The 15,544-nt window shown below is 73.6% G+C and carries 14 protein-coding genes and 1 pseudogene; 8 read left to right on the plus strand and 7 right to left on the minus strand.

Annotation, left to right across the window (positions count from 1 at the left end; translation table 11 throughout):
- The first annotated feature begins 2 nt into the window (after window positions 1-2).
- The 3 genes and pseudogenes from Q6347_RS03330 to Q6347_RS03340 all read left to right on the plus strand — a co-directional run.
- Window positions 3-233 (plus strand): DUF4244 domain-containing protein, encoded by a 231-nt coding sequence (locus Q6347_RS03330; protein ID WP_304606680.1) that lies wholly within the window; start codon window positions 3-5, stop codon window positions 231-233.
- Window positions 230-580 (plus strand): TadE family type IV pilus minor pilin, encoded by a 351-nt coding sequence (locus Q6347_RS03335; RefSeq protein WP_304606681.1) that lies wholly within the window; start codon window positions 230-232, stop codon window positions 578-580. Before Q6347_RS03330 ends, Q6347_RS03335 begins: the two co-directional genes overlap by 4 nt.
- Window positions 577-915 (plus strand): annotated as a pseudogene (locus Q6347_RS03340) (Rv3654c family TadE-like protein); the annotation flags it as partial. The gene Q6347_RS03335 and the pseudogene Q6347_RS03340, both read left to right, overlap by 4 nt.
- Window positions 916-975: 60 nt before the next feature.
- Here the strand turns inward: Q6347_RS03340 and Q6347_RS03345 are convergent.
- Window positions 976-1,845, minus strand: coding sequence for a CoA ester lyase (locus tag Q6347_RS03345; protein ID WP_369810797.1), 870 nt, complete (start codon window positions 1,843-1,845; stop codon window positions 976-978).
- Between the two features lie 19 nt (window positions 1,846-1,864).
- Window positions 1,865-4,423 carry a DEAD/DEAH box helicase gene (locus Q6347_RS03350; RefSeq protein ID WP_304606682.1) on the minus strand — a complete coding sequence of 853 codons (2,559 nt, stop codon included), beginning with the start codon at window positions 4,421-4,423 and terminating at the stop codon, window positions 1,865-1,867.
- A 146-nt stretch (window positions 4,424-4,569) separates the two neighbouring features.
- Between Q6347_RS03350 and Q6347_RS03355 the strand changes: the two genes are divergently transcribed.
- Complete coding sequence (locus tag Q6347_RS03355; RefSeq protein ID WP_304602668.1) at window positions 4,570-5,370, plus strand: transglycosylase family protein; 801 nt, start codon at window positions 4,570-4,572, stop codon at window positions 5,368-5,370.
- Between the two features lie 19 nt (window positions 5,371-5,389).
- Here the strand turns inward: Q6347_RS03355 and Q6347_RS03360 are convergent, their stop codons facing one another.
- Genes Q6347_RS03360 through Q6347_RS03375 form a run of 4 tightly spaced genes read right to left on the minus strand, consistent with a single transcriptional unit; the run spans window position 5,390 to window position 9,665 of the window.
- On the minus strand, window positions 5,390-6,697 hold the full coding sequence (locus Q6347_RS03360; protein ID WP_304606683.1) for a M18 family aminopeptidase: 1,308 nt from the start codon (window positions 6,695-6,697) through the stop codon (window positions 5,390-5,392).
- Window positions 6,698-6,731: 34 nt separating this feature from the next.
- A complete protein-coding gene (locus Q6347_RS03365; RefSeq protein ID WP_304602666.1) occupies window positions 6,732-7,691 on the minus strand; it encodes an ArsA family ATPase in 960 nt (319 codons plus the stop codon).
- Window positions 7,682-7,939, minus strand: coding sequence for a cory-CC-star protein (locus tag Q6347_RS03370; RefSeq protein ID WP_171246506.1), 258 nt, complete (start codon window positions 7,937-7,939; stop codon window positions 7,682-7,684). The genes Q6347_RS03365 and Q6347_RS03370 overlap by 10 nt, the downstream gene beginning before the upstream one ends.
- Before the next feature lies 1 nt (window position 7,940).
- A complete protein-coding gene (locus Q6347_RS03375) occupies window positions 7,941-9,665 on the minus strand; it encodes a carbon starvation protein A (RefSeq protein WP_304602665.1) in 1,725 nt (574 codons plus the stop codon).
- 204 nt (window positions 9,666-9,869) lie between these two features.
- On the opposite strand from Q6347_RS03375, the gene Q6347_RS03380 reads away from it, so the two are divergent.
- From Q6347_RS03380 to Q6347_RS03390, 3 genes are all read left to right on the plus strand, one after another.
- Window positions 9,870-12,167, plus strand: a complete 2,298-nt coding sequence (locus Q6347_RS03380; protein WP_171246504.1) for a sodium-translocating pyrophosphatase — start codon at window positions 9,870-9,872, stop codon at window positions 12,165-12,167.
- A 272-nt stretch (window positions 12,168-12,439) separates the two neighbouring features.
- Window positions 12,440-13,105 (plus strand): hypothetical protein, encoded by a 666-nt coding sequence (locus tag Q6347_RS03385; protein ID WP_304602663.1) that lies wholly within the window; start codon window positions 12,440-12,442, stop codon window positions 13,103-13,105.
- On the plus strand, window positions 13,098-13,886 hold the full coding sequence (locus tag Q6347_RS03390) for a nucleotidyl transferase AbiEii/AbiGii toxin family protein (protein WP_304606684.1): 789 nt from the start codon (window positions 13,098-13,100) through the stop codon (window positions 13,884-13,886). Before Q6347_RS03385 ends, Q6347_RS03390 begins: the two co-directional genes overlap by 8 nt.
- 82 nt (window positions 13,887-13,968) lie before the next feature.
- On the opposite strand, the gene Q6347_RS03395 is transcribed toward Q6347_RS03390, so the two are convergent.
- Entirely contained in the window at window positions 13,969-14,490 is a 522-nt protein-coding gene (locus Q6347_RS03395; protein WP_304606685.1) for a DinB family protein, read from the minus strand.
- Window positions 14,491-14,615: 125 nt separating this feature from the next.
- On the opposite strand from Q6347_RS03395, the gene Q6347_RS03400 reads away from it, so the two are divergent.
- Entirely contained in the window at window positions 14,616-15,473 is an 858-nt protein-coding gene (locus Q6347_RS03400; RefSeq protein WP_304606686.1) for a hypothetical protein, read from the plus strand.
- Window positions 15,474-15,544: the final 71 nt, after the last annotated feature.

The following is a 15,544-nucleotide window of genomic DNA, read 5'->3' on the forward strand; positions in this document are numbered from 1 at the left end:
AGATGACCGTCGAGACGACGCCCGAGAGCCCGGGGACCGCGGCGCCCGAGGTGCCGGAGCCCGCTGCGTCCGTGACGCCCGACCTCGACCCGGAGGCGGGGCTGGCCACCGCCGAGTACGCCATCGCGACCATCGCGGCGGCCGGGTTCGCCGGGCTCCTCATCCTCGTGCTGCAGAGCGACACGGTGCGCGGGATGCTCGAGTCGATCATCAGCTCGGCGTTGACGGTATGAGCCCCCGCGACCGGTCCGAGCGTGGCGCGGTGACGGCCGAGCTGGCCGTCGGTCTTCCCGTCGTGGCGCTGCTGCTGGTCGCGGTGCTCACCCTCGTGGCCGCGTCCGCCGCACAGCTGCGTGCGGCGGACGCGGCGCGGGCGGGCGCGCGGATGGTCGCCGTCGGGGAGGACGAGGCCGCCGTCCGTGCTGCCGTGGCGCGGGTCGGCGGCGCCGGGGCCGAGGTGACGGTGATTCCCGAGGGCGACTGGGTGCGGGTCGTGGTCACGCGTCCGGTGGCCGGGGGCGTCCTGGCCGGGATCCCGCTGGAGGCGACCGGCGGGGCCGTCGCCTGGGTCGAGCCGTGACGGCCGTCGACCGCGAGCGCGGCGCCGGCACGGTGCTGGTCCTGGGTCTGGTCGCCGTCGTGCTGCTGTGCCTGACCGGGCTGCTGGCCCTGGTGGAGACGCAGCAGGCTCGGGCGGGAGCGCGGACGGCCGCCGACCTCGGCGCGCTCGCCGGTGCCGAGGCGCGCCGGTGGGGGTACGACGCCTGCCCGGTGGCCCGCCGGACGGTGGTGCACCACGGTGCCCGGCTCGCCCGCTGCGAGCAGCACGACGGCGGCGTCGTGGAAGTGGTCGTCCGGCGGCCCGTCAGCGGTCCCGGCTCCCGGTTCGGTCTCGGCGCCGCCACGGCGAGCGCCCGGGCCGGACCCGCCGGGGCGCCGCGGCGAGCGCGCCGGCGGGGTGCCGGCCGGCGAGGGTCAGGAGGGTTCGACCCGGAAGAGTCGCGCGCGCTCGGAGATCAGGCGGGCGCGGGCCAGACGCGGCTTGTCCGACCCGTCGCGGATCACGGAACCGGAGGCCTCGAACTCCGCCAGGAAGTCCTGGGCCCAGGCGACGTCCGCCGGTGCCGGGGACAGGACCTCGTTGATGACCGCCGGCTGCTCCAGGTCGAGGCAGATGCGTCCGGTCATCCCCATCGCCACGGCGTCGCCGGACTGCTCGCGCAGGAGCGGGTGGCTGGACCCGACGGTCGGGCCGTCGATCGGTCCGGGCAGCTCGCCGATGCGGGAGGCGTTGACGAGACGCGACCGGGGGTAGGCCATCGCCAGCGGCTCGTTGGCGGCACCGGTGTCGCGGCGGTAGTCCCCGGAGCCGAAGGCGAGCCGGAACGCGCCCGGCGCGCGCGCGATGCGGACGGCGTCCTCGATCCCCAGGGCGGACTCCACCAGGGGGACGACCGGGACGTGGCCGCCCAGCCGCTGGACGGTGTCGACCACCTGGTCGGGGCTCTCGCACTTGGCGAGGATCACGCCGCACAGCCCCTCGGCGTCGCGGAACGCGGTCATGTCGTCGGCCCAGGCGGCCGCGCCGCGCTCGTTGACCCGCACCCAGGCGCGTCCGCCGGTGCGGAACCAGTCCAGCACCAGACGGCGGGCCTCGTCCTTGCGCGACTCGTCGACGGCGTCCTCGCAGTCCAGCACGAGCTGGTCCGCCCGGGACAGCTGCGCGGCGTCGAAGTCGTCGGCGCGCAGCGCGGACAGCAGCAGCCACGAGCGGGCGTTCGCCGGGTCGACACGGGTGTTCTCGCGCCGGTCACGGCGTGCGGTGAGTTCGTCCTCGGGGGTCACGCCTCGATCGTAGGGGGTCTCACGACGTCGGGGCGCCCGCCGGGGCGTGGGACAGCACGGCGTCGAGCAGTCGCACGGCCCCCTTCTTGTCGAGCGGGGAGTTCTCGTTGCCGCACTTCGGGGACTGCACGCAGGCCGGGCAGCCGTCGGCGCAGGGGCAGGCGGCCACGGCCTCCCGGACGGCCCGCAGCCACTGCGCCCCGAGCTCGTACCCGCGTTCGGCGAACCCCGCACCGCCCGGGTAGGCGTCGTAGACGAACACGGTCGCCTCGCCGGTGTCGGGGTGCCGGGCGGTGGAGACGCCACCCAGGTCCCAGCGGTCGCACGTCGCCAGCAGCGGCAGCAGGCCGATCGCGGCGTGCTCGGCGGCGTGCAGCGCGCCGGGTGCCGTCTCCTCGTCCACCCCCGCCGCACGCAGCACGAAGTCCGGCACCGACCACCACACGGCCGTCGTGCCCAGCGTGCGGGCCGGCAGGTCCAGGGCCTCGGTGTCCAGGACCTGCATGTCCGGGATGCGCCGGCGCTGGAAGCTGACGACCTGGCTGGTGACCTCCACGGGGCCGAGACCCCAGGTCACGGGTCCCCACTCGCGACCGCGGGCGGGTGGTGCGCCCTCGGGTGCGGGGTGCTCGGCGTCGCCGGGCTCGGCCAGGCTGATCTCCATCAGCTCGCGCGACCAGGTGGCGTGGTCGACGTCCCGGCGCGCGACGAGCGCCACGTGCTCGGCGAGGTCCAGGTGGTCGACGACGAACGTCACGCCCTGGTGCACGTAGACGGCTCCGTCGTGCACCTGACCGTCGGCGGACGCGGCGTCGACCGTCCCGAGGAGCCGACCCGTCGAGGCCTCGACCACCCGCACCGGACGCCCGCCGCTGCCGCGCAGGTCGGCCAGGTCCGCGGCGGGCTGGGCGTGCGTCCAGTACCAGCCGGAGGGGCGGCGCCGCAGCGCCCCGCGGGCCACGAGCACGTCGAGGATCTCGCGGACCCGGGCCGGGTCGCCGAACCGGGCCAGGCCCTCGCTGCGCAGCGGCAGCTCCTGCGCCGCCGCGCAGAGCTGGGGAGCGAGCACGTACGGGTTGGCGGGGTCGAACACGCAGGCTTCCAGGGGCGCGTCGAACACGGCCTCGGGGTGCGTGACGAGGTAGGTGTCCAGCGGGTCCTCGCGCGCGACGAAGGCCACCAGCCCGTCGGCGCCGGCCCGTCCGGCGCGTCCGGCCTGCTGCCACAGCGACATCCGGGTCCCGGGCCAGCCGGCGACGAGCACGGCGTCGAGACCCGAGATGTCCACCCCGAGCTCGAGGGCGTTGGTGGTCGCCAGGCCGAGCAGCGCTCCCGAGCGCAGGGCCTGCTCCAGCTCGCGGCGCTCCTCGGGCAGGTAGCCGCCACGGTAGGCGGCGATCCGGCCGGCCAGCTCGGTGGAGACCGGGCGCAGGTGGTCGCGGGTCTGCTGCGCCACGGACTCGGCGCCGCGCCGTGACCGCGTGAACGCCAGCGTCCGGGCCCCGTGCGCGGCGAGGTCGGCCAGGAGGTCCGCCACCTCGGCGGTGGCGGACCGGCGCGGGTGCTCGGCCTCGCCGGACGGGGTCAGGACGGCGTCGGCCTCGTGCGCCTCCCGGTCCAGGGGGTCCGGCAGCGTCCACGGGTCCGCCGCCGGGTCGAGGCCGTCGGCGCCGACCCGCTCCACGGCGGGTCCGGTGATCTCGGGCGGCCGCCAGAGCGCCACGGTGCGTCTGCCCGAGGGGGAGGAGTCGCGGGTGACGGCCGTGACCTGGTCCGGGTCGACGCCGATCAGCCGTGCGGCGCTGACCGCCGGGTCCGCGGTCGTCGCGCTGGCGACGACGACGGTCGGGGCCGCGCCCCCGAGGTGCTCGACCAGCCGGGCCAGGCGTCGCAGCACGAGCGCGACGTGCGCGCCGAAGACGCCGCGGTAGGTGTGCCCCTCGTCGACGACGACGTACCGCAGTCCCCGCAGCAGCCGCGTCCACCGGCGGTGCTGGGGCAGCAGCGCGAAGTGCAGGAAGTCGGGATTGGTCAGGACGACGTCGGCGTGGTCGACGACCCAGCGCCGCTCCTCGGTCGAGGTGTCGCCGTCGCAGGTGGCGGTGCGCACGTCGCGGATGCCGGCGGCGTCGAGCAGCCCCGTCAGACCGGAGAGCTGGTCCGCGGCGAGGGCCTTGGTGGGCGACAGGTACAGCGCGGTGGCGCCCCGGTGCCGTGCCTCGATCCGTCCGGCGTCGGGCGTCGCGGCCCGCCGGGCGTCGCGGACGGCGGTCAGGGCGGGCAGCCAGAACGCCAGGGACTTGCCCGAGCCGGTCGAGGTGGCCAGCGCCACGTGCTCGCCGCGCCAGGTGGCCTCGGCCGCGGTGACCTGATGGGTCCAGGGCCGTTCGACCCCGAGCGCGCGGCACCCGGCGACGAGGTCGGGGTCGGCCCACGCGGGCCAGTCGGCGTGCTCCCCGGTGCGCGCCGGGAGGGTGCGCAGGTGCGTCAGGCGGTCGGCCCGGGCGCCGTGCGCGGTCAGCACGTCCACGAGGGGATGGTTGTCCCCGGGGACGGCGGCAGGGTCGCGGGACGGCACGCCGACAGTGTGGCACCCGCGGCCTGGTCGGTCTGTGCGGAGGCGTCCGGTTCGCCCGAGCACGGGTGCGTGGTGGCGGCGAGGGTTGTGTGAAGGAACACGGCGCGGGGCTGTTATCAGATCGTGATCATCGTTTCCTGGTCGCCATGACCACACCCCTTCGGCGGCTCGGCGCGACCGTGGCCGCGGCGACCGCAGTCGCCCTCGTCCCCGTCGCCGGCCTCCCGGCGACGGCCGCCTCGGCCGCCGCGGCGCCGTCCACCGCCACCGCGGCGCCCGCCGCCGTCGGCCCCGTGCCGACCGCCACCACGACGACGTACCGCTGGGTCAAGGCCGACCGTGCCCGCACGACGGTGAAGCGCAGCCCGAGCAGCCGGACGATCGCGCGCCCCGACGACGGCACCCGGCTCGTCGTGCTCGACCGGTACCCGAAGCGGCTCAAGGTCCGCCTCCCCGACGGCCGGGTCGGCTGGGTCGGCAAGAAGCGGGTCACGTCCGTCCCGCTGCGCGACATCACCGGCCGGACCTACACGACCAAGCGCTTGCGCGTCACGAAGGACATCCGCACGACGTCGCGCACGATCACCTATGCCGACCTCGGGACGCGCGTCGTCAAGCGCGCCCGCACGACGCAGCGCGACGTGGACCGGATCAAGGTGAAGCTGCCCGGCGGGCGCACCGGCTGGGTGCGCGAGGGACGCTTCACGAAGCGCGACGTGTGGGGCGAGCTCGCGCAGTGCGAGTCCGGGGGCCGGGTGCGCCTGAACACCGGCAACGGGTACTACGGGATGTACCAGTTCTCGTCCAGCACCTGGCGCGCCGTCGGCGGCTCGGGACTGCCGCACTACCACGGCGCGCAGGAGCAGACGAAGCGCGCGCAGATCCTCCAGCGGCGCGCTGGCTGGGGGCAGTGGCCGCACTGCACGAGCAAGCTCGGGCTGCGCTGAGCCACCCGCCCGGGCCGGGTCAGCGCACCAGCACCGCGCCCATCGCCCGCATCAGGTACCAGGGGTCGACGACGGCGGTCAGCTCGCGGGCCGAGTGCATCGACAGGATCGGCACGCCGACGTCGACGACCCGGATCCCGAGGCGCGTCGCCGTGATGGGGCCGATGGTCGAGCCGCACGGGATCGTGTTGTTGGACACGAACTCCTGGGTCGGCACCTCGGCCGCGTCGCACGCGGCCTGCCAGGTCGCGGCCCCGTGGGCGTCGGTCGTGTAGCGCTGGTTGGCGTTGATCTTCAGGATCGGGCCGCCGCCGGCGACCGGCTGGTTCGCCGGGTCGTGCCGCTCGGGGTAGTTGGGGTGCACGGCGTGACCGACGTCGGAGGAGATGCACAGCGACGCCGCGAGCGCACGGTGGCGGTCCTCGCCGCTCGCACCGAGCGACCGGGACACGCGGTCCAGCACGTCGGCGAGGAAGGGGCCGGCCGCGCCGGAGCGGGACTCCGAGCCGATCTCCTCGTGGTCGAAGGCGGCGACGACGGCCACCCCGGTGAGGGCGTCCGGCTCCGCCGCGAGCAGGGCGGTCAGGGCGGAGTGCGTCGAGAGCAGGTTGTCCAGGCGACCGGAAGCCCACAGGTCGCCGCGGGCCCCGAACGCCCGCGGCTCCTGGGTGTCGGCGACGACCACGTCGTACCCGAGGACGTCGGCCGGGTCCACGGCGCCGCCCGCGACGCGGGCGGCGAGCTCGCCGAGGACGTCGTGCTCGCTGACCTCGCCCAGCCCCAGCACGGGCTGGGTGTGGCGCTGCTTGTCCAGGGTGAGGCCGTCGTTGACGCTGCGGTCCAGGTGGATCGCGAGCTGCGGGATGCGCGCGAACGGCCCGGTGCGCACCAGGTGCTCGGCGCCGTCGCGGGTCACGACGCGTCCTGCCAGCTCGAGCTCGCGGTCCAGCCACGAGTTCAGCAGCGGGCCGCCGTACACCTCGACACCGGCCTGCACCCAGCCGCCGCGACCCGTGGTCGGCTTCGGCTTGAGCTTGAACCCGGGGGAGTCGGTGTGCGTGCCGAGGATGCTGAACGGCGTCGTCGGGCCCGCCGTCGGCGGGACGACGAACGCGATCGCGGACCCGTCCCGGACGACGACGTAGCGGCCGCCGGGCGTGACCTCCCAGACGTCGGTCTCGGTCAGGCGGGTGAACCCGGCCTCCTGCGCGCGGCGGGCCGTCTCGGCGGCCGCGTGGTACGAGGACGGGGACGCGCTGACGAACCGGCCGAGGTCCTCGGCGTGTACGCGGGCGGCGTCGGGGACGGTGCGAGTGGTGTCCTGCATGGTCCGCATCCTGCCACGGTGGCGGATGGCCGGATCAGAGGTGGCCGGCGAGGGTGGTCAGCGCGCTCGCGCCGACCAGGTCGTCGCCCAGCAGCGGCACCTCGTCGCGCGGCAGGTGTCCCAGGTGCTCACCCAGCGTGGCCAGGTGCGCCTCCTCGCCGACCCGGCGGGCGGCCAGCAGGTCCCCGGCGTCGGCCGGGGAGCGCTTGTTCACCACCAGTCCGCCGACGGGCACGCCGATGCCCTCCAGGGTGCCGACCAGCTCGACCGACTCCAGCACGGGCAGCCGCTCGGCCGCGAGCACGACGACGAACGCGCACCGGGCGGGGTCGGTGAGCACCTCGCGCAGCAGCGCGAACCGTTCCTGGCGACGGGTGAGCACCGCCCGGATCTCGGCGTCCCGCCGGGCGGCCTGCTCGGCGCGCCCGCCCAGCATCTGGGCCGCTGCGCCGAAGCGCTCGGAGCGCTCGCGGCGTCGCAGCAGCCCGTCGGTCCACGCGCCCATCGTCTCCGGCAGCGACAGCAGCCGGGTGGTGTGCCCCGACGGCGCGGTGTCGAAGACGACGAGGTCGTACTCCTGCGTCCCCTGTTCCACGAGGTCGGCGACGCGTTCGAGCACCGCCGCCTCGTGCATCCCGGGGGCGTCGCGGGCGAGGTCGAGGTGGCGGTCCACCTCGCCGCCGAGGTGCTCGGGCACCAGCCGCCGGAGGGTGGTGCGCACGGCCGACAGGTGCGCCGCCGTCGTCCGCTCGGGGTCGACCTCCACGCCGTCGAGGTGCCCATCGGACCCTTCGGCGAGCCGCACGACCTCGTCGCCCACCTCGCGGATCCAGAGGTGGCCGAGGTTGTGCGCCGGGTCGGTGGAGACGACGAGGACGCGTCGGCCCTGGCGCGCCTGGTGCAGGGCGACGGCGGAGGCGACGGAGGTCTTGCCGACGCCGCCCTTGCCGCCGAGGAAGAGCACCTGCCGCCGGGCGGCGAGGTCTAGCAGCACGAGACTCCCTCCAGCGGGGAACGGTCCATGCCGAGCCGCGTGTGCCACTCGTGCACGCGGTCGGCCAGCAGCGGCAGCAGCTCGACGGTGTAGTACGTGGCGGGGTTCGGCACCCCGAGCGCCTCGGCGAGGACGACGATCGTGAACAGGTCGTCCTCGTCGCGCCGGGCACGGGAGAGGGTGCGCCGGTAGGGCGCCTCGTAGAACTCCCGCAGCCCGGCGGACAGGGCGCTCAGGGTGCCGGCCACGTCAGGACTCCCGCGTGGTGGCGGTGGTCCCGGCGGACTGCCCGGCGGCCACCGGTTCGTCGGTCTCCGGGTCGAACTCGCCGCGGCGGGCGGCGATCATCGCACCCGTGGCCTCGACGGCGACCCAGGCCGAGGCCACGAGGATCACCACGTCGAGCCCGAGCAGGAACCAGTTCTGGTCGGCGTAGAACGTGCCGAGCTGCACGATCAGCGCGTACACGCTCATCGCCAGGACGAACACGAGCGGGACCAGCACGACCACGGGGTTGCGCTTCCGGCGCAGCAGCATCACGGCCACGATCGACAGCGTCAGGGAGGCCAGCAGCTGGTTGGTCGTGCCGAACAGCGGCCAGATGAGCAGGCCGCCCGCGCCGTCGCCGCCCGCGCTGAAGGTCAGACCGACCGCGACGACGAGCACGACGATCGTGGCCAGGCCCTTGCGGACCGTCACACCCATGACCTCGCCGGCCTCCTGGACCACGAAGCGCTGCAGCCGCACGCCGGTGTCCATGGTCGTCGCGGCGAACAGCACCGCCATCGTGGCCAGGATGGTCGCCGACAGCGACACGGGGAGGCCCAGGCCGGTGTTGACGATCGACGCGCCGCCGTCGATGAACGCGGAGACGCCGCCCTCGTTGAACGCCGAGTAGACGGCCTCCCAGTCGGCCAGCGTCCGGAACCCGGCGGTGGCGGCGATGATCGCACCGAGCGCCAGCAGGCCCTCGCCGACGGCGCCGAAGTAGCCGACGAACCGGGCGTCGGTCTCCTTGTCCAGCTGCTTGGCGGAGGTGCCGGAGGCGACCATGCCGTGGAACCCGGAGATGGCGCCGCAGGCGATCGTCACGAACAGCAGGGGCACCATGCTCGGCGTGCCCTCGGGCACGTTCTGGTTGACGGCGGGGGCGACGACGGCGGGGCTGGCGAGCAGCACCGACAGGTACAGGATGCCGAGGCCGATGAACAGCTGGACGCCGTTGATGTAGTCGCGCGGCTGCAGCAGCACCCACACGGGCAGCAGCGAGGCGATCCCGGCGTACAGGAACAGCGCCACGATCCAGAACGTCGCCGGGGACATGCCTAGCACGGAGTCGGGCAGCACGACGGGGAAGCGGTCGCCCAGCAGGATGAGCCCGTACAGGGCGGTCACGCCGATCAGGGTGGTGACCGGCAGGTTGATCTTCCAGCGGTAGATCATCTGGCCGATGATCGCGGCCACGGCGATGGCGCCCCAGACCGGGATCACCGAGGTCGGCGTGGAGATGAGCAGGTTCTTGATGACCGTCGCGAAGGCGGCGATCACCATGAGCAGCAGCAGGAAGATGACCACGAGGAACAGCGCCCGCCCCCGCGAGCCGATGTAGCGGCCGGACAGCATCCCCATCGAGCGGCCCTTGTTGCGGACCGAGGCCCACAGGGCGCCGAGGTCGTGCATCCCGGCGAAGAACACGGTCCCGAGGGTCACCCACAGGAACGCGGGCAGCCAGCCCCAGATCACCGCGACCGCGGGTCCGACGATGGGTGCCGCGCCGGCCACGGAGGTGAAGTGGTGGCCCCACAGGACGAACTTGTTCGTCGGGACGTAGTCGACGCCGTCCCGCATCTCGTGGGACGGCGTCCGGAAGTTCTCGTCGAGGCGGTAGATGTGGCGGGCCAGGAACTTCGAGTAGAGGAAGTACCCGGCGAGGACCATGGCGAGGCCCACCACCATCAGCACAAGGGAGTTCACGTGTGGCTCCGATCAGTCGTCATTGACGTCGTGGCCGGATCCTATGGCCGGACGGTGCCCCGGTCACCCACCATTTCGTGACAGGCATCACAGATGAGTAGACTCGCGCGCATCCCGTCGTCAACGGCGACGACGGGCTCTCACAGGCTTCCCGTGCGGTCACCGGCGACCGGGCGGGGCGTGGCAGAACGTCGAGGAGGACGGATGCTCACACTCGGGTCCGACAGTCTGACGATCGTCGCAGTCATCGCGGTGATCGCCCTGGCAGCGCTGGTCTGCGCAGGAACGCTGCGCCGCCAGGTCCTCGCGGCCGACGAGGGGACCGCCGCCATGCAGGACATCGCGCGTGGTGTCCAGGAGGGTGCCTCGGCCTACCTGAACCGGCAGTTCCGCACGCTGGCCATCTTCGCCGTCGTCGTGTTCGCGCTGCTGTTCCTGCTGCCCGGCGACGGTGGGGTGCGCATCGGCCGTTCGGTCGCGTTCCTCGTCGGCGCGGGCTTCTCCGCCGCGATCGGCTACCTGGGCATGTGGCTGGCGGTGCGCGCCAACGTGCGCGTCGCCGCGGCCGCCGCCCTGCCCGGGGGCCGTGCGCTCGGCGCCCGGATCGCGTTCCGCACCGGTGGCGTCGTCGGGATGTCCGTCGTCGGGCTCGGCCTGCTCGGTGCGGCGGGGGTGGTCCTCGTCTACCGGGGCGACGCGCCCGCGGTGCTCGAGGGCTTCGGCTTCGGCGCCGCGCTGCTGGCGATGTTCATGCGTGTCGGCGGCGGCATCTTCACGAAGGCGGCCGACGTCGGCGCGGACCTGGTCGGCAAGGTCGAGCAGGGGATCCCGGAGGACGACCCGCGCAACGCCGCGACCATCGCCGACAACGTGGGGGACAACGTCGGCGACTGCGCCGGCATGGCCGCCGACCTCTTCGAGTCCTACGCCGTGACCCTGGTGGCCGCGCTCATCCTCGGCAAGGCCGTGATGGGGGAGCAGGGGCTCGTCTTCCCGCTGGTGGTCACGGCGATCGGTGCCTTCGTCGCCCTGCTGGGCGTCCTCATCACCCGCGTCCGCGGTGACGAGTCCGGGCTCACCGCCATCAACCGGGGCTTCTACATCTCCGCGGTGGTCGGGGCGGCGCTGGCCGCCGTCGCAGCCTTCGTCTACCTGCCGGACAGCTTCGAGGGCATGGGCGGCACGGCCGACCTCGCCGGCGTCACCTCCGACCCGCGCGTGGTCGCCTCGCTGGCCGTGCTCGTGGGCATCGTCCTGGCCGGCGTCATCCTGTGGATCACCGGGTACTTCACCGGCACGGACTCCAAGCCGACCGCGCACGTGGCCGCGACCTCCCGCACCGGGGCGGCCACGGTGATCCTGTCCGGCATCGGCGTCGGCTTCGAGTCCGCGGTGTACACCGCCGGCATCATCGCCGCCGCGATCTGCGGCGTGTTCCTGCTGGCGGGCGGGTCGATCTGGCTGTCGCTGTTCCTCGTGGCGCTCGCGGGCTGCGGTCTGCTCACCACGGTCGGGGTCATCGTCGCGATGGACACGTTCGGGCCCGTCAGCGACAACGCCCAGGGCATCGCCGAGATGTCCGGCGACGTCGACGAGCAGGGTGCGCAGACGCTGACCGACCTGGACGCCGTTGGCAACACCACCAAGGCCATCACCAAGGGCATCGCCATCGCGACCGCCGTGCTCGCCGCGACGGCGCTGTTCGGCTCGTACGCCGACGCGGTGGAGACGGCGCTCGGCGGCGTGGTCGTGGCCACCGACGGACTCGTGGCCTCGATGCTCAGCTACGAGATCATCTCCCCAGTGACCCTCGTGGGCGTCATCCTCGGCGCGGCCACCGTGTTCCTGTTCTCCGGGCTGGCCATCGACGCGGTGACGCGGGCGGCCGGTGCGATCGTGTACGAGGTGCGCCGCCAGTTCCGCGAGCACCCGGGCATCATGACCTACGAGGAGCGCCCCGAGTACGGCCGCGTCGTGGACATCTGCACGAAGGACTCCCTGCGTGAGCTGGCCACCCCCGGCCTGCTGGCCGCGTTCGCCCCGATCGCGGTCGGGTTCGGGCTCGGCGTCGGTCCGCTGGCCGGGTTCCTGGCGGGCACCATCGGCGCCGGTGTGCTCATGGCGATCTTCCTGGCGAACTCGGGTGGTGCCTGGGACAACGCGAAGAAGATCGTCGAGGACGGTGCCTACGGCGGCAAGGGGTCCGAGGCGCACGCCGCGACCGTCATCGGTGACACCGTCGGGGACCCGTTCAAGGACACCGCCGGACCGGCGATCAACCCGCTGATCAAGGTGATGAACCTCGTGTCGCTGCTCATCGCCCCGGCGGTGGTCATGCTGTCGGCCGGTGAGGACGCGAACCACACGCTGCGCATCGCCATCGCCTGCGTGGCGGCCGCCATCGCCATGGGTGCGGTCGTGCTGTCGCGGCTGCGGGCAGCCCGCGTCGACGGGGAGACCTCGGACGTCGAGGAGAAGCCGGCACCGGTCTCGTCCCGCTGACGATTCGTGCGCCGACGCTGCCGGTCGCAAGGCTTCGGTCCTGCGGCCGGCAGCGTCGGCGTCTCGGGTACCTCGCAGAGGCGGAGGAGCCCAGAGGTCATCTGCCCGACGGTGACACGTGCCGGCGTCCCGACCGCATCGTTCGGTGCGTCGACGCCCGCGAAGGCGGCGACGACCATCGAGCAGAACCCCGTGGCCGGCCGACGGGAATCGCCGGTGCCGCCGACGCCCGAGCGTTGACAGAAATATTCGCGAAGGCGAAACTTTCTGTCATGGGCGGGTTCATGGCGGTCTCGGAGGCCGCTGAGAGGCTCGGCGTCTCGGTGCGGCAGGTCCAGAACCTGGCGACGCGCGGCGAGCTGCGGAAGGTCGCGCGCGGCCTCGTCGATGCGACCTCCGTCGAGAGGCATCTGGCCGTGCGCATCGACTCGCACACGCGCGCGTGGTCGAGCTCCACGGCATGGGCGGCGATCTCGCTGCTGGAGGGCGACCAGCCGGACTGGCTGGGCGTGAGCCAGCGGTCACGGTTGGCGAAGCGTCTTCGCGAGATCTCCGTGGACGAGCTGATCGAGAGATCGCGGGGGAGAGCTCAGGTCTTCCGGTACGCCGCGCACTCCAGCGCCCTGCGTCACCTCCGGCACGAGGTGGTGCACAAGCGAGAGGCCGAGTCGCGCCTCGGGCTGGCGTCCTCCGATGCCGTCGACGGCTATGTCGCGGAGTCGGCTCTCGGTGGCCTCGTCGGTCGGTACGGACTTGCCCGGGACGACGACGGACTTGTCACGCTGCGGGCCACGGCCATGAGGCTCGACGTGGTCCGCCGGCTCGCCGACCGGGGTCCTCTGCTGGCCGCCGTCGACCTGGCGGAGTCCCTCGACGTGCGGGAGCGCAGTGCCGGGCGCGACGCGTTGGAGCGAGCGTTGGGGGAGTACCGTGCCTGATCGTCCGCTGCTCGACATCCCCAGCCCGCCCGGTGGGTGGGGTCCACCGTGGTGCAACGTCGCCGAGCTCGCCGCGGTCCTGCCGGGTGACCGGTGGACACTCGTCGGCGGTCTGATGGCCCAGTTCCACGGTGTGCATCAGGGGATCGGCATCGTGCGCCCGACGAACGACGTCGACATCATCGTGCATGTCGAGACCACCCCTGGCGTCGTCGCGGAGACAGCGCGTGCCCTCGAGTCGATCGGCTACGGGTTGGTGACATCCATCGACGAGCGCAACACGACGGCTCACCGATTCCGGCGGAGCGAGGACACGGTCGACGTCGTCACGGCAGGCGACGACGTCGTCGACGTCCTGATCGCCGACCATGCTCCACCTCGTGTCGTGGAGCCGTTGCGGGGCCGAGACATGGTGGCGATCGAGGGCGGGACGCAGGCACTGAGGCGGACGGTCGACGCCCGCCTCACCATCGGCACCGAGGGGTCGACGACGATCAGCGTCCCGTCGGCGATCGGCGCCACGATCCTCAAGGCCGCCGCCTACCGCACCGACTCCCGGGACACGGGACGACATCTCCAGGACGCGGCGCTCCTCCTCGCCTGCATCGAGGACCCCTTCGTCGAGCGCGAACGGTTCGCGGGGTCCGACCGCTCGAGGATCCGGACACTGGCACGAGCCCTCCCCGACGGCGCCCGTGAGTGGCGTCTCCTTCCCGAGACACGCCGGAACGACGGTCAGGCCGCGCTCCGCATCCTCGCCGCCGACCCGCCGGCGACCTGACACGACGCTCGCAGCAGCCGCATCTCCCCGGAGGGAGGACGACAGGCATGCGCTGCATGCCTGTGACGACGGTGTTCGCAGGTCAGAGCCCGACGCGCCCGTCGATGCACTCGCGCAGCAGGTCGGCGTGACCCATGTGCCGCGCGTACTCCTCGACCATGTGGATCACGACGTCGCGCACCTCCACGGTGCCGTCGTCGAACGGCACCTCCCGGTCGAGGTCCTCCTGGATCATCAGCTCGTCGGCCGCGTCGACCGCGGCGTGCCACGCCTCCCAGGCCTCCGCCACGGCTTCCGGCGTGCCGACCGCCTCGTCGAACTCGACGTCCTCGACGCCGGGCCGCTCGAACGGGGCGTCCGCCGTCGAGCCGCCGAGCACGCGGGAGAACCAGTGGTGCTCCCCGTTGGCCAGGTGGCGTACGAGCCCGAGCAGGGAGAGCGACGAGGGGTAGACGCTGCGCCGCGCCAGCTGGTCGGCGTCGAGACCCTCGCACTTCATCACGAGGGTCATCCGGTAGCGGCAGAGGTACTCCCAGAGCGTCTCCTTCTCGCCGACCGGATCGATACCGGTGGCGCGCGGATCCTTCTCGGGTGCTACCCACATGCCCGTCGTCGTCGATGTCACTCGCACAATCTGGCGGTCAACCAGGTCCCAGGTCAAGGTCACCAAGGCAAGGATCGGGCAACTCGATCTCGGTGCCCGGGGGTCACCCGGTACTGTTCGCCGACATGAGGCCGACCGACGTGCACCACGACGTCCCCGATCCGGACGGGGACGACGCGGGGCAGCACGGCGGCCCGGAGGTCCCGGTGGCCCCGCCCTGGGCCTCTGCGACCGTCGGCACCGACGTGCCGGCCCTCGACGACGTGCTGGGTGGCCGTTCCGCAGCGGGGCCGCAGTCGTCCTCCCCGGGAGGGGAGAAGGGCACGCGGCGCGGGAAGCGTGGCGGGGCCGGGGGTCGCGGCAAGCGCGACGACGCGGCCGCTCAGGGGTCCGGGGGCCGCCGGCAGCGGGCCGCCGACGCCGGTCGGGACGCCGCGGACAAGGTGGCCCATCGTGCCGCCGGGATGAGCCGACGCGGGGTCGTGCTGGCCAGGAGCCGTCCCGGCGGCCGGTTCGCCCGACGCAGCTCCCTGCTCGTCGTCACCGCCGCCGCGCTGATCGCCGGCGTGGGCGCGGGTGCCGGGTTCGACGCCGTCAGCGGGCCGGGCGGAGGATCCGAGGCGAACGCCACCTTGCTGACCACCGCGCCCGAGACCTGCGCGGCGGCCCAGGTCGCGTGGTCGCGTGCCGCCGCCGCCCAGGTGCAGATGGACCTCGAGTCGCCGAAGTCGCTGCGCACCGGCTTCGTCGCGGCACGCAACGCTCTCACGGGCCTGACGCCTCCCGCCGAGGTGGCCGCCGACTGGTCCACCGTCGCCACCTACGTGACCGTCGTGGCGGACGCCGCGGAGGAGGCGGAGGCCTCCGAGGTCGAGGCGGCCGTCGCGGGCGCGATGGCCGAGCTGGACACGGCCGCCATGGCGGCGGCGTCGGAGCGGGTCACGAAGCATCTCGCCTCCGACTGCGGGGCGACGGACGGGTGAGGTCCCGGACGGGCAAAGCCACCGTCTGATCGTCGTCCGCCGGGTCCGGCCCGGATTGCCGGGAACGCCCG

Origin of the sequence: Isoptericola sp. b408 (assembly GCF_030588085.1) — a bacterium.
Taxonomy (GTDB): domain Bacteria; phylum Actinomycetota; class Actinomycetes; order Actinomycetales; family Cellulomonadaceae; genus Isoptericola; species Isoptericola sediminis.

Excerpts from the sequence above, each read along its gene's own strand:
- Q6347_RS03330 (WP_304606680.1), top strand. The coding sequence starts at position 3 with ATGACCGTCGAGACGACGCCCGAGAGCCCGGGGACCGCGGCGCCCGAG.
- Q6347_RS03335 (WP_304606681.1), top strand. The coding sequence starts at position 230 with ATGAGCCCCCGCGACCGGTCCGAGCGTGGCGCGGTGACGGCCGAGCTG.
- Q6347_RS03355 (WP_304602668.1), top strand. The coding sequence starts at position 4,570 with ATGACCACACCCCTTCGGCGGCTCGGCGCGACCGTGGCCGCGGCGACC.
- Q6347_RS03360 (WP_304606683.1), bottom strand. The coding sequence starts at position 6,697 with ATGCAGGACACCACTCGCACCGTCCCCGACGCCGCCCGCGTACACGCC.
- Q6347_RS03380 (WP_171246504.1), top strand. The coding sequence starts at position 9,870 with ATGCTCACACTCGGGTCCGACAGTCTGACGATCGTCGCAGTCATCGCG.
- Q6347_RS03385 (WP_304602663.1), top strand. The coding sequence starts at position 12,440 with ATGGGCGGGTTCATGGCGGTCTCGGAGGCCGCTGAGAGGCTCGGCGTC.
- Q6347_RS03395 (WP_304606685.1), bottom strand. The coding sequence starts at position 14,490 with ATGTGGGTAGCACCCGAGAAGGATCCGCGCGCCACCGGTATCGATCCG.
- Q6347_RS03400 (WP_304606686.1), top strand. The coding sequence starts at position 14,616 with ATGAGGCCGACCGACGTGCACCACGACGTCCCCGATCCGGACGGGGAC.